The 12,957-nt window shown below is 46.1% G+C and carries 8 protein-coding genes; 5 read left to right on the forward strand and 3 right to left on the reverse strand.

Features of this window, described 5'->3' with window-relative positions; translation table 11 throughout:
* Window positions 1-128: 128 nt before the first annotated feature.
* A complete protein-coding gene (locus ACFOEK_RS09475; RefSeq protein ID WP_386719672.1) occupies window positions 129-2,276 on the reverse strand; it encodes a neutral/alkaline ceramidase in 2,148 nt (715 codons plus the stop codon).
* A gap of 270 nt (window positions 2,277-2,546) precedes the next feature.
* On the opposite strand from ACFOEK_RS09475, the gene ACFOEK_RS09480 reads away from it, so the two are divergent.
* From ACFOEK_RS09480 to ACFOEK_RS09490, 3 genes are all read left to right on the forward strand, one after another.
* Window positions 2,547-2,930 (forward strand): Dabb family protein, encoded by a 384-nt coding sequence (locus ACFOEK_RS09480; protein WP_386719674.1) that lies wholly within the window; start codon window positions 2,547-2,549, stop codon window positions 2,928-2,930.
* Window positions 2,931-3,046: 116 nt separating this feature from the next.
* Window positions 3,047-6,373 (forward strand): EAL domain-containing protein, encoded by a 3,327-nt coding sequence (locus tag ACFOEK_RS09485; RefSeq protein ID WP_386719677.1) that lies wholly within the window; start codon window positions 3,047-3,049, stop codon window positions 6,371-6,373.
* A gap of 49 nt (window positions 6,374-6,422) precedes the next feature.
* Window positions 6,423-7,283: a substrate-binding periplasmic protein gene (locus ACFOEK_RS09490; protein WP_386719680.1), complete on the forward strand. Its 861-nt coding sequence runs from the start codon at window positions 6,423-6,425 to the stop codon at window positions 7,281-7,283.
* A gap of 55 nt (window positions 7,284-7,338) precedes the next feature.
* Here the strand turns inward: ACFOEK_RS09490 and pabB are convergent, their stop codons facing one another.
* Entirely contained in the window at window positions 7,339-8,700 is a 1,362-nt protein-coding gene (gene pabB, locus ACFOEK_RS09495) for an aminodeoxychorismate synthase component I (protein WP_386719683.1), read from the reverse strand.
* A 221-nt stretch (window positions 8,701-8,921) separates the two neighbouring features.
* Here pabB and ACFOEK_RS09500 point away from each other — a divergent pair, with 221 nt between their 5' ends.
* Complete coding sequence (locus ACFOEK_RS09500; RefSeq protein ID WP_386719686.1) at window positions 8,922-9,395, forward strand: L,D-transpeptidase family protein; 474 nt, start codon at window positions 8,922-8,924, stop codon at window positions 9,393-9,395.
* 66 nt (window positions 9,396-9,461) lie between these two features.
* Window positions 9,462-10,481: a beta-N-acetylhexosaminidase gene (nagZ, locus tag ACFOEK_RS09505; RefSeq protein ID WP_386719689.1), complete on the forward strand. Its 1,020-nt coding sequence runs from the start codon at window positions 9,462-9,464 to the stop codon at window positions 10,479-10,481.
* A 26-nt stretch (window positions 10,482-10,507) separates the two neighbouring features.
* Here the strand turns inward: nagZ and ACFOEK_RS09510 are convergent, their stop codons facing one another.
* Entirely contained in the window at window positions 10,508-12,625 is a 2,118-nt protein-coding gene (locus ACFOEK_RS09510; RefSeq protein WP_386719692.1) for a TonB-dependent receptor plug domain-containing protein, read from the reverse strand.
* Window positions 12,626-12,957 lie beyond the last annotated feature (332 nt).

Consider the following 12,957-nt stretch of genomic DNA (forward strand, 5'->3'; position numbering starts at 1 on the left):
CCTTGAAATCATTAGCCGATATTAACCCTAGTATAGGAACAGTACCCTTTACCAGTTTATCGTTAGTGAAGTAATGAAAAAGCCCGCATTTTAAACTGCGGGCTTTCGTTTTTTGGTTCGAAGATCGGTTAATTTACGATAAAGCTTCGGCTGGTGCCTGTGTAGCCGACGATCTTGCCTGTCCATGGTTTTTTCTGATCGCCATAGTGTTTCAGGCGGTAAGTTCCAGATGGAGCATCTTCAGGAATGGTCCAATGGAGGATGGCATGAGAGGTTCCCCAGAAGCCATCAATACGCTGCCATTGGAATTTGGTTTCCCAGTCATTGTCGTTGGCAACGGTTTGCCATTGACCATTGACCAGACGTTGAACTTTCATGAAGGTGCCTTGCGTTCTTAGGTTGTTCTTCGGATGGCCCGACCAGAACTTAACTGTCACTGTTTGGCCTTTCTGATAGCTGCTGTTGGCGTTCTGAACCACATCACCAATGGATTTGAACACTGGGGCTTGGTCATGTACGACGCCAGTCTGGAAGTTCACGGTTTCACCCGTCAGGTCTCGGGGTGTTGGTTCTTGAGATGGGAATGGGATCGGTGTGATGTCATCATCCGGTGTTTGGTTGGCTGGCAGCATATCTTCCGCAAGCTGATAGAAGGATTGCTGGTAGGCCGCCAATGTCCATGGGCCGAAGTGCGTTGAGCCGCCTTCGTAGTGTTGAAGATCGTATTCCTCTTTAGTGGTTACGTAGCCGCTGTACGAGTTGGATAGTGCGGCGACCACGGAATAATCCAATTCGCTTGCTAGAACATTGTTCACGGTTTCCATCAAACGGCGACCGGACATGATGGTAAATTCAGCAGGAACCGCAAGTACGCCCAGCTGACCAATCTTTTGCAAGGTTAATGGCAATACTTCAGGTGACCAAGGGTAGGGCGACGTTTTACCTTGTGCTATGAGTACGGCCTTTGGGGCATGACAATCCAAATCCTCCTGACTTGGCGCAACAATCATGCTGCCAATAAATTGGAAAAATGGGTTGGCCTCTGTAGATCCTTCTTTAAAGAGATCTGGTCCTCGTCCGTCTTCAGTACCGGCTGCGAAGGCTTCACCCAATGCGGCGACACAGGTGGTTTGAGCTGTACCATTCGTAAAGTCTCCAGAAATTTGAGTCTCAGAGAAATCCACGTAACGGTGTCTAAAATCTATGCTTCCGACCAGTTGCTCATTGGCTGAATTGTAGAGCTCTAACGCTTTTTGATATTGGCGCTCACCAATGATTCTGACGTTTTCATAGCGATCCGAAGTCGGGCCTCGGCCTTCATCATCGGGATTCACATTCGGTGACATATCACCGGCATTGCTGATGGCGAAGGCGGCAACAAAACTGTCAGAACTTTGGTAATCGGAACCTTTTAATTTCTTCTCAAAGAGATAAGAGGCGTGACCTTTGTTGTCTCCGCTCAGTAGTTTCTCATCTTTGCCCATGGCATTTGGGTGGGTTGCAAACCAACTGATCATGCCAATTTCTTTATTGCCCTGTTGAACGAATTTCAACACCGTCATTGGTTTTTCAATGTTGGAATTGTAGTGATTACGTTCAACTGGTGGGTTGTTTTCATAGGCTTCCAGAGAACGGTTGTAGCTGGCGTTGGTTAGATCTCCGCGATTCACTAAGATGTAACCGGGCTTAAGGTTGTAATGGGCTTCTTCAATGGACGTAACGATACCGTTTACCAATGCCTCGTAGGCTTCTTCGATAAAGCCAAGAATAGTGATGTCATAAAGCGCGTAATGCGATTGGCCACCCACGGCTGCATGGGTATGCGTCGCGCTGAGTACGACGTTGCGTTCGGTGTAGAGATCACCAAACTTGCCTTGCAGTTTTTTCATCACGCCTTGGAAAACAGATTGCGGCAATATGCCGGCATCGACGCTGCTAAAGACAATGCGTTTACCGGTTTGTGGATCAACGATGATGAAGGCTCGCGACCATTGCCTGAAATGAATTCCTGCGCTCTTTTGATCCGGGTTGGCATAACCCATCAAGCCAACTTCAGCGGCAGGGCCGGTGACATCGTGAATGCCTTGGCCGACCAGGTAATTGTTGTCATAGGCGTGAGCCATATTCCAGGAAAGTAAACAAACCATCAATAACAGCCCTTGAGCAACCATGAACTGGGCTGTAATGAGCTTCCTGATGGAAAAGTTTCGCTTCGATTGTTGAGATGATTGGTTTGTATAGAGCTGAGTTGCATAGAGCTGAGTCGTAGAACGCATAAACACTCCTTACTTACCCTAAAAGGATAAGCTCTGACCCATTTGGGACTGCGACAGTAAAAAGATACGGCACTTATCTGCGTGTCTTGTTTGACTGCCCTCAACGGGTTGTTATTGTTATTTATGTTGAATCAGAGATTCAGTGATCGAGTCACTTTAGTGATAGATCTCGTGATAAAAATTCACAATGTTTGATCTGGCCAAGACTTTTAACTTCTTGTTTTCTATGTAAAAGTTAAGGTGTCTTTTGTGATGAATGAGAAGAAGAATATGAAAAAGGCAGTGGTTTTCGGTTGGGTGGTGTTGATTTCTGTGCTGAGTGGTTGCGCCAGTTGGTCTCAAAATCAACCGGGTAAGGTGCAACATGTTGTTTTGTTGTGGTTTAAACCGGAGATTAGTGAGAATTACATTCATGAGGTTTCTGAAAACACCCAATCTCTTTTGAATATTCCTGGAATTCAGACGTTGCATACAGGACGAGCTATCACCAGTGATCGGCCCATGGTGGATGACTCGTTTGATTTAGGCGTCACCATGACCTTTGATTCAGTAGCATCGATGCAGTCGTATGTGAGTCATCCTGAACACAAAGCATTTTTAAAACGATATATTATCGGAAAAACGGAGAAGTTGGTGATTTACGACTATCAGTAGAGGATAGGCGGCCATTTGGCCATCAGCTCTTTGTTTTTGTTGTAAAAGATTGGCCTGTATGTATTCTTTCTTTTGGCTATATTTGATGTAACTTACAAAAAGAATTAGGAATTAAGTTGTCTTCTGCGCACGTCCCATTGTTTCGTTTATTTAGCCTCAAAACCTGGTGGTTCCCAACGCTTCTTTGCTTGGGGTTGATTCCTGTTTGGGCTTATTCGCCGTTATTGTTCCATACGCTGGCTGAGTTCGTTTCTATTTCGGTGGCGGTGATCACCTTGGTGGTGGCATGGAATACCTTTGTGTTATCGCACAACCATTATTTGATGTGGCTGGGGATCGGTTATCTCGGGGTCGCCATTCTGGATGGTGCGCATACGCTGACCTTCAAGGGCATGCCGTTCGTGTCCATCATGGACAACAATACCACCTTACAATATTGGATTATTGCGCGTTATTTCGAAGCCGTTGTTCTGCTTGTTGCGCCTTTCTATATAAGGCCTTTAGTGAATCGTTACAGTGTCTTTACTGTCATTATTGGTTTGGTGTGCATCTTGATGGCGATGGTGCCGTTAGGTGTTTACCCCGAGATGTTCAACATGGAAACTGGACTCACCTTCACAAAGGTAGTGAATGAATGGATCATCATTGCTCTTTTAGTCATTGCCGGGGTGACGAATTACTATGCAAGGCACTCTTTGGAAGACAAAACGCTGCATCTGATTTTGGCATCCATTGGGTTTACCATTGCTGCCGAAGTGATGTTTACGCTGTATTCCAACCTCTACGGTTTCACCATCATTGTCGGGCATTTCTTTAAGCTGTTTTCTTTCTGGGCTATCTATGTAGCGTTGATTGAGTCGAGTCTCAGAGAGCCGTTCAAGAACCTCTCTCGTGGTGCCAATACCTACGACGCGATACCTGAAGAAATTTCTCTGGTTGATCGTAATGGTCGGGTGCGTCAGGTCAATAAAGCCATCTGCCTTCAGTTGAATAAGACTCAGCAAGACTGTTTAGATCAGTCCTGCCATGAGCTTCAGCATGATACGTCTTTGCCCGCAGAAGATTGTGTTATTTGCGCTGCACTTAAAGAGCGTGAGCCGCTTGAACAACACCGTTTTTATAATTCAAACGATGAGCAGTGGTATGAGATTTCTCTCAGCCCGATTGCGTTTGGTTCTCATCAGGCTGGTATGGTCCATGTTCGTCGTAATGTGACGGAAGCGAAGGTCGCTCAGGACAGGCTGAATACCCTGAACCGCCTCTATAACGTACAGACCCATTCGAATAAAGCCATCATTGGTGCGGTTTCGAAAGAAGATTTATTCCAGAGCATATGTGACATTGCCGTTCAGGAAGGAGAGTTCCTGTTGGCTTGGGTGGGCATGATTCGACATGACAGAGTTGAACCGATTTGCTCCGCAGGAGAAGGGCAGGACTACCTTAAAGAAATGAGAATGAAGGTGGATGATTCCGATCTTTCCAAAGGGCCCGTTGGGCGAGCAGCCAAGACTGGGCTGGTTCACTTTGTTAATGACACTTCCAATGACCCAAGTTTCCTGCCGTGGCGTGAAGCGGCGTTAAAACGGGGCTATCAAGCCGTTGCAGCGGTACCCATTAAAGTCGACGGTCAAGCCATCGCGATTTTTACTATCTATTCGCAACTGCCTGAAGTCTTTGGCTCCCAAATGATTTCATTGTTGAGTAGCTTGAGTGATGATCTGAGTGCTGCGATGGTGATGATTTCAAAAGAGCGCCGTCGTTTAGAGGCCGAGAAAAAACTTCATAACTTGTCTCAGGCGGTGGAGCAAAGTGCGAACGCCATTATTATTACCGATACGGACTCTCGTATTGAATACATCAACAGGTCCTTTACCAAACTCACCGGTTATTCAGCCCATGAAGTGATTGGTAAGACACCGCGTATATTGCGTTGTCAGAGTACCGAAGAAGAGACATTAAAAGAGATAAAACAGGCATTACAGTCTGGCCGTGAATGGAATGGCAAGATTCAGAACAAACGCAAAGACGGGACGCTCTATTGGGCACAGCAGTCGATTTTTTGTATTCGTGATGAGATGGGCAACATCATCCAGTATGCATCCACTTCAGAAGATCATACCGAGCTGCATGAAGCACAAGAAACCATCAAACAGTTGGCCTTCTTTGATCCATTAACTCAATTACCCAATCGACGACTGCTTGGAGATCGTTTTAAGCAGGAATTCCGTCGTCTGGAGCGAATGGAAGGTGCGTCCTTGGCGGTGATGCTACTCGACTTGGACAACTTCAAGACGGTCAACGATTCTCTGGGCCATAATGTTGGTGACAGTTTATTAGTGCATGTCGCGTCGATACTTAATCAATGCGTCAGGGCAGAAGATACCGTTTCCCGGTTAGGCGGGGATGAGTTCGCGATTTTAATTGGTGGCGCTACGGTTGAGCGTATTACCGACATTGCGGATGCCATTATTCATGCGTTGAGTGAACCCGTTGAGCTGGGTGGCAAGTTAGTTCAAGTGGGAGCCAGTATTGGTATTTCTTTGTATCCACAGGACGCCAATAACTCTGATGAATTACTTAAAAATGCCGATTTGGCGATGTATCACGCCAAGTCTGAAGGTAAGAACCACTTCCAGTTTTATCGTGATGAGCTGAATACCCGAGCACACGATCGCTTGGTATTGGAAAACCGAATTCGCACGGCCATCGACAAGCAACATTTCCAGCTTTATTACCAGCCGCAGATTCATCTTGCCTCGGGTGAACTCATTGGACTTGAAGCTTTGATTCGCTGGATTGATCCTGATCATGGCGTCATTTCGCCTGCGGACTTTATTCCTTTGGCTGAAGACACCGGCATGATTGGTCGCATTGGGGATTGGGTAATAGACACCGCTTGTAAAGAGTTGAAGCTGTTGCATGCTAAAGGGCTTGATCAGATCAAAGTGGCGGTGAATGTCTCTGCGCATCAGTTCAAGAACGGAGAACATCTGTGTAATGTCATCCAATCGGCCCTTCAGGGGCATCAGTTGCAATCCAAGTTCTTATCGCTGGAACTGACAGAAAGTATTCTGATTGATGACATTAACGAGACTATCCGCTCGTTGAATGATCTGAAAGGCCTGAATATCACGTTGGCAGTGGATGACTTTGGAACCGGCTACTCCTCGTTAAGTTACTTGAAAACCTTTCCTATTGATGTGCTGAAGATCGATCAATCATTCATTCGGGATATTCTGGAAGACAAGAGCGATAAGGCCATTGTGACGGCGATTATTGCTATGGCGAAAGAGCTGGATTTGCACGTATTGGCTGAAGGGGTGGAGACTGTCGATCATAATGACATGTTGAAGGAGTTCGGCTGTGATTACGCTCAGGGCTATTACTATTGCCGTCCAATTCCGATAGAAGAATTAATCGAGCGTTATACTGAGCAATCATGATGAATATCAATACCCTCTGGTTTTGTATGGAATAAACTTACGGGGTATTATGGCGCTTCCGTTTAATATCTGGTTTTTGAGTTGTCGTTTCGTGATTCGTTGTATCCATTCTTTTTTGCTTTGTTTTTGTCTTTGTTTTACTACTTCTGTGCTGGCAGATGAGACCTTACTGCTCTCGACCAGTAATGTAATGCCTTGGGGCATTGAGAAACCCGATGGTTCTCACGAAGGTTTACTTGTTGAACTGGCTGATGCCTTTTGTAATCAGACAGGAATGCAAACTCGAAACCGGTTGAAACCGTATCCTCGTGTAATTAATGACATAAGAACCGGCCAAGCGGACGTTGCAGTGTTATTCCATAGCCCGGAGTCAGAAAGCATCGGTTACTCACTTGGTGAGGTTGCCAGCGTTGAAATTATTGCTGTCAGTAAGCGTTCTCACAAACAGATTTCAAGCCTTTCTGATCTTAATGGCGAGCGTGTTGCCCACGTTCGAGGCTCAAAGTATGGTCCGACATTTGATAACCACACTGGATTTCACAAAGTTCCAGTGAAGAACATGAATCAGGGCTTGAGAATGCTGATGAAGAATCATGTCGATGTTGTGGTAAGCACCGACCAGTCTATCTATTACGGCATCGAAAACCTGGCTATTGAAACTAAGTGGCTAAAGAAACTCTGGGTGATTTCCACCGCGAAGGCGGACTTGTACCTCTCTAAAAAGTCCGCTTATGTTCATAAAATTGAGCCTTTGAAAGCAATCGTCAGTGATCTGAAACGAAACGGTGTGTTGGATCAAATCTTCTACGGCAGAGACTACATAAGCTCACAAGCATTAGAGCAAGAAGAAAGCTGGTTGCAGCCACCTTCTGATCAAAGGTCTGAGTTACTGGTTTTAGGTTATTACTGATTTCAGGTTATTACTGATTTTAGGTTATTAATAGTGAGCTGATTGGGAGCTTATGCTAGCTCTGAAGCGCTCGTAACAACGGGCTGATTTTTGTCAGCGTTTCCTGATACTCCGCCTCACCATCTGAATCGGCAACAATGCCGCCGCCACCCCAAGCATGTAATTGATTACCATCTCGAATCAGCGTCCGGATGGTGATGCTGCTGTCCATTTTGCCATGACGGCTGATGTAGATGATGGAACCGCAATAAAGGGATCTGTGATGAGGTTCTAATTCATCGATGATCTCCATTGCTCGAATCTTTGGTGCGCCGGTAATGGAGCCGCCAGGAAAGCTATGACCAAGTAAGCTGGTGGCCGTTTCAGTGGCTTCGAGATCACCCGTCACTGTGCTCACCAAATGGTGTACATTGGGGTAGGTCTCAATATCGAAGAGCTTAGGCACTTTCACTGAGAAGGGTTTGCAAACCCGACTGAGGTCATTTCTCAGTAGGTCTACGATCATTAGATTCTCTGCTTTATCTTTCGTACTTTCAGCGAGCTCGTGTTTGAGATTTTCGTCTTCCTGAGACGTCGCGCCTCTCGGGCGAGTACCTTTGATTGGTTTGGTGGTAACCACCCCTTGTTCTAATTCAATAAAGCGCTCTGGTGAGTGGCTTAATACATCCCATTGTCCAAGTTGGAAGAATGCAGAGAAGGGCGTTGGGATTTTCTTGGAAATGGTTTCAAAAGCGGTAAAGGAATCGCCTTCGCAGCTAGCGGTAAAGCGCTGGGCGAAGTTCACCTGATAACAATCGCCGGAGTGAATGTACTCTTGTAGGCGATCAAACTTGTCCAGGTATTCCTGATGGCTGAGATTGCTGTTAAAGGGCTGAGTTAACGTAAAATCGGTAGCGTTTTTTGTGTTGTCATTCGCACACTCAAAGATGTCCATCAAATCCGACGTAGAACGTTGTGTCAGCGCTGAGTCATGTACTAGCCAGGTTTCTTCTTTTAGATGATCGGTGACCAAGGCCCAGCCAAAGATACCAAACCAAGCCGTTGGTAAGGTAATGTCTTGTTCAGCGGTATTCGGCAAGGTTTCAAGTTGCTGCCCGAAGTCGTAATTCAGAAAGCCAATGGCGCCGCCAAGAAAGGGTAAGTGCTGATAGGCTTGTGCAATGCCTTGCTCATCGACGGAAAGCTGTTGGATCGTCTGATTCAGGGCGTCCAGTAATGCTGTGCCTTGTAACTCGTCAGAGGCTTGAATTATCTCAAACGGCTCTGCAGTGAGAACATCAAAACGCCCCATATGCTCTGTGTATCGACCACGGCCACTTTCCAGTATTACCGGGAAATCCAATGCTCGAATCGCACGAAATGCATCGAATGAATTTCGAAGGTAATCAAGCTTATAGATTTGAAGAGTTTGTGGCATATCAGAGGCTATACATCAGCGGCTATTTAACAGGCGAATAGAATTCGCCGACATTCTACTTATTTCATGACGTTTTGACACATTTTTCCCTATTTACTGATGAGTTTCTTTTTAAAGATACATTAAAGCCCTTTCTTCAAATTAAGCTACCTATAATATAGGGGCGCTTTCACGTAGGATGGAAGCGAGTCAGAAAAGGAAGCACGTTTGTGATAGGAAACATGATTCACATTTCTATTAAGGATCAACGCCTAGACTTGATCGAAGAAGGGCAGGTATTGCGATCCTATAGCATATCAACCGCCAAGAATGGTGCCGGTGAAAACAATGGGTCGGGCCAAACTCCGCGCGGCAAGCACATAATTCGCGCGAAAATAGGGGATGGCCAGCCGATCAATGCGGTGTTTGTTGGTCGCAGAGCTACGGGCGAAGTCTATACCTCCGATTTAGCGGAAGCCTTCCCTGAGAGAGATTGGATCTTATCCCGAATCTTATGGTTGTCCGGGTGTGAGCCAGGGAAGAACCGGCTCGGTTCGAAAGACTCCATGAGACGTTATATTTATATCCACGGCACGCCGGACTCTGAACCTATGGGTGTGGCGTTGTCTCATGGTTGTGTTCGTATGCGAAATAAAGACGTTATTGATTTATTTGATCTGGTGCCCGTGGGGATTCCGGTCGAGATTGTGGAATAAGCTGATAGCGACAATATTAGTGAGTTAAGAGTAGTGAGTTAAGCGCAAGGCAAAAGAGAAGAAGTTATGGAAGCGTCAGTTGTTTTAGATCTTAAAGGGGTTACCGTAGCAGAGGATGAAGTTGAGCTGTTAACGCATCCTCTCACGGCGGGAGTTATTCTCTTTACTCGTAATTATCAATCAAAAGAACAGCTGCAATCGTTGTGTTCTGAAATTAAATCCATCAATCCTAAGTTATTTATTTCTGTGGATCATGAAGGCGGTCGAGTGCAGCGTTTTCGTGATGGGTTTACCAAGATTCCTGCCATGGGAGCGATTGGCCGTTTGTATCATGACCATCAACGATTTGCCATGCGTATTGCCGAACTTGCAGGGTTTGTGATGGCAGCAGAGCTGAGATTGTGTGGAGTTGATTTAAGCTATGCGCCGGTGTTGGATCTGGATCTTGGCTTAAATGAAGTGATTGGTGATCGCTCGTTTTCAGATCGTCCGGACGTGGTGGCTGATCTTTCCGTGTGTTTATTGAATGGTATTGAGCATGCTGGTATGGCGGGGGTGGGTAAGCACTTTCCAGGTCATGGGCATGTGGATTGCGATTCTCATCATGAGCTGCCCCATGATGCTCGCAGTTATGATGAGATCCTGAATAAAGATGTGTTTCCATTCCGTTTGCTGATTGAGTCTGGTTTGCACGGCATCATGCCTGCGCATGTGATTTACGATCAGGTGGACTCGGAACGTCCCGCAGGATTTTCAGCTCGTTGGTTACAACAAGAACTAAGAGCGGGGCTTGGTTTCAAGGGCATCATTTTTAGTGATGACCTGAGCATGCAAGGTGCGGTGAAAGCAGAACCTACTGCTGGTGGTCGTGCCTTGGCGGCCATCGACGCCGGCTGTAATTTGCTCTTGGTGTGTAATGACCCCGATGCCGCGCGTGCTGTGCTTGAAACCTTAACTGAGCAATCTGTGCAGCCTTTTGCTGGGGCAAGCGTTTTGATTCCTACCCTGCCGAGCTCTTCCATCAGTCTTGATGAACTGGCACAGGCGAAAAAGGCCATTGAAGACTTTAATAACGAGCTTGCTTAGGTGGTCCATAAACCTCTGAAAAGCGCTTAAAACTGATAACTGACACTGGCTAGGAACTCTCGTCCTCGATTGGGGACGGGATTGTTCATAGGCGCATTGTTGTTTGGGGTGTCATAGGATTTATCGAGCAGATTTTTAATTTGTAGATTTGTCGACCATTCGCTTGTCCATTGATAAGCCAGTTTTCCATTCAATAGCCAGTAATCGTTCAGCTTAATTCGATCTGAATTGCTTATTACGGTTTCTCGTGCTCCCTGATAAACCGACGATAGATTAGCCTGCCAATTCGGTTGGTGGTAGTTAATGCTGATTGAACCGACGGTATCCGCTTCTTTAAAGGATTCTTGAGCATTATTGAATAAGTGCATAGCAGTCAGTCGAGAAGACCAGCGAGCGTTGAAGTGGTGGTGCAGTTCCAATTCCATACCCCGGCTGTCTTTTAAACGGACATTATCAAACACCAGCTTTCCTGTGTCTGACGGTGCCAGAAGAATGGAATCTGTAAAGTGATTCTCAAAGTAGCCCAGGCTGATAAAGGTCTGTTGCCATTGTGCAAGCCATACTGCTTCCCAGGTTGAGACGGTTTCTGGTTTTAAATCGGGGTTGCCCACAATCACCGGGTTATTCACCAGGAAGAGTTCATTTTCAGCTGGTGCTCTGAAGGCGCGACCGTAAGTCAATTTGATCGAATGGTGGTTGTTGAAGCTGTGGACCAAACTGGCACGAGGACTGACTTCTGAACCAATGCTGGCGTATCGGTCATATCGCAAGCCAAGCGTGAGTTGGGTGGCGTGAGTGATGTCGTGCTGATATTGCCCAAACAGGCCCCAGATGTCCCTCGTTGTTGCTTCTTGCACAAGGGTTGGAATCGACATGGTATCGGAGGACGCTATTGGAAAGCTTTGTTCGGCTAACGCGGCGATGTCAAAGTTACTTTTAGCGTAGGTCTTTCTTACCTTTTGAAAACGATATTCGGTGCCAAACTGAAAGCTTTGACGGTCGGAAAGTGGCCAGTTATTGAGCCAGAAGACGCGATACCCTTCAATGTCGTCAAAGTTTACATCCGTCATTAAAGGCGCATCACTGGGTGGATCGCTTAATAAATTGAACGTCCCTTGCTCCTGCACTTGACCATGTAGCGTAAGATGGCTGAGTTGATATTCAAGGCTGACATTTGAATCAACGGATAACCAGTCAAAGCCTTGGTTTAGCCTTGCGGAGAAAAGATTGCTCTCCCGTCGATTGTCTTTGTCCGGTGTCGATCCTTCTAGAAAATACCCTTTCGACGCGTTCTCGTAGTACTGCAGGTTAACTTCGGTTTGTTGCCATGCGAGGTTAAAAATAATGTCGCTGAACTCTCGTTTGTCTCTCAACTCAACAATGCTTTGGGTGTTATTTGAAATCACATCATAGGTTTCGCCGTTATCTGAATCATGGTGCGCCACCAGACTAACCTCAATTGAGCCTAAGTCATCATTGACTAGGAGATCCGCTGTTTTTCGATTATGAGTACCATAGGCAAGAGTCGCTTGGTTAGCGTTCTTACGAGTGATGATGTTGATAACGCCTATCATCGCATTCGAACCATAAATGGAGGCTCCAGGACCCCGGATGAATTCCACCCGTTCAACTTGTGACAAAGGGAAGGTTGGCACAGCGGAGGATGCGCCGCCAGTTCTGGCGTTATTGATACGATGACCATCAATCAACAGCAGAACATCGGTGAGTGCTGACGAGATGCGTCGACCCCGCACGGATATCGAATGATTATGGCTCCACCCCGAACTTAAATAAGACTGAAAACCAGGCACGTAATTGGCCAATTCATGAAGCTTATCAACGCCTAATTCTTTAATGCGTTGCTGATTAAAGACGGTAACCGAAGAGGGGGCGGTGACAATGGACTTGGAGGTCATGGTAGAGCCTGTGACTTCAACCTCCATCAATTCCTCGATGGGTAACTCTAGCAGAGCCTCAAAATCATCGGTCTCGTCACTGGCTAAGAAGTCATTTGTAGAGAAGTCGTTGGCAAAATAGTCTTCATCAGACGAGTAAAGATCATCTCCTAGGGCTCGATCCACGATTCCTAAGATGGCAAGTGTGAGTACGGCAATTTCCCATGGTTTACAAAGCCCTGTAAGCATTGGGTAGCCCTGGTTGGTCTGAGTCGGAAGTTAAGAAGCACTTCTTAAAAAGCACTTCATAAATAGTCTAGACCAAAACTAAAAGAGGGTTTTTAGATGGTCGTGAAATTTCCTGAGATTGGGAGGTGTAACTCAAAATATATGACTTTAAGATCAGCCTTTGCAGATACGGTCTGATTTGTCTTTCCAACGTAGCCTCTGGCGACGGAAGGTGAAGCCTTCATCTGTGCGTCATTGAATGGTCAAAATACTTTGGTTTATAAGCATACTCTTCATGATTTTCATGATTTTCATGATTTTCATGATTCAAACTTTATAACGCAAGCAGATAA

Source organism: Litoribrevibacter euphylliae, assembly GCF_042646085.1.
In the GTDB taxonomy this organism is placed as follows: Bacteria; Pseudomonadota; Gammaproteobacteria; order Pseudomonadales; family Litoribrevibacteraceae; genus Litoribrevibacter; species Litoribrevibacter euphylliae.

Excerpts from the sequence above, each read along its gene's own strand:
- ACFOEK_RS09475 (WP_386719672.1), bottom strand. The coding sequence starts at position 2,276 with ATGCGTTCTACGACTCAGCTCTATGCAACTCAGCTCTATACAAACCAA.
- ACFOEK_RS09480 (WP_386719674.1), top strand. The coding sequence starts at position 2,547 with ATGAAAAAGGCAGTGGTTTTCGGTTGGGTGGTGTTGATTTCTGTGCTG.
- ACFOEK_RS09490 (WP_386719680.1), top strand. The coding sequence starts at position 6,423 with ATGGCGCTTCCGTTTAATATCTGGTTTTTGAGTTGTCGTTTCGTGATT.
- pabB (WP_386719683.1), bottom strand. The coding sequence starts at position 8,700 with ATGCCACAAACTCTTCAAATCTATAAGCTTGATTACCTTCGAAATTCA.
- ACFOEK_RS09500 (WP_386719686.1), top strand. The coding sequence starts at position 8,922 with ATGATTCACATTTCTATTAAGGATCAACGCCTAGACTTGATCGAAGAA.
- nagZ (WP_386719689.1), top strand. The coding sequence starts at position 9,462 with ATGGAAGCGTCAGTTGTTTTAGATCTTAAAGGGGTTACCGTAGCAGAG.
- ACFOEK_RS09510 (WP_386719692.1), bottom strand. The coding sequence starts at position 12,625 with ATGCTTACAGGGCTTTGTAAACCATGGGAAATTGCCGTACTCACACTT.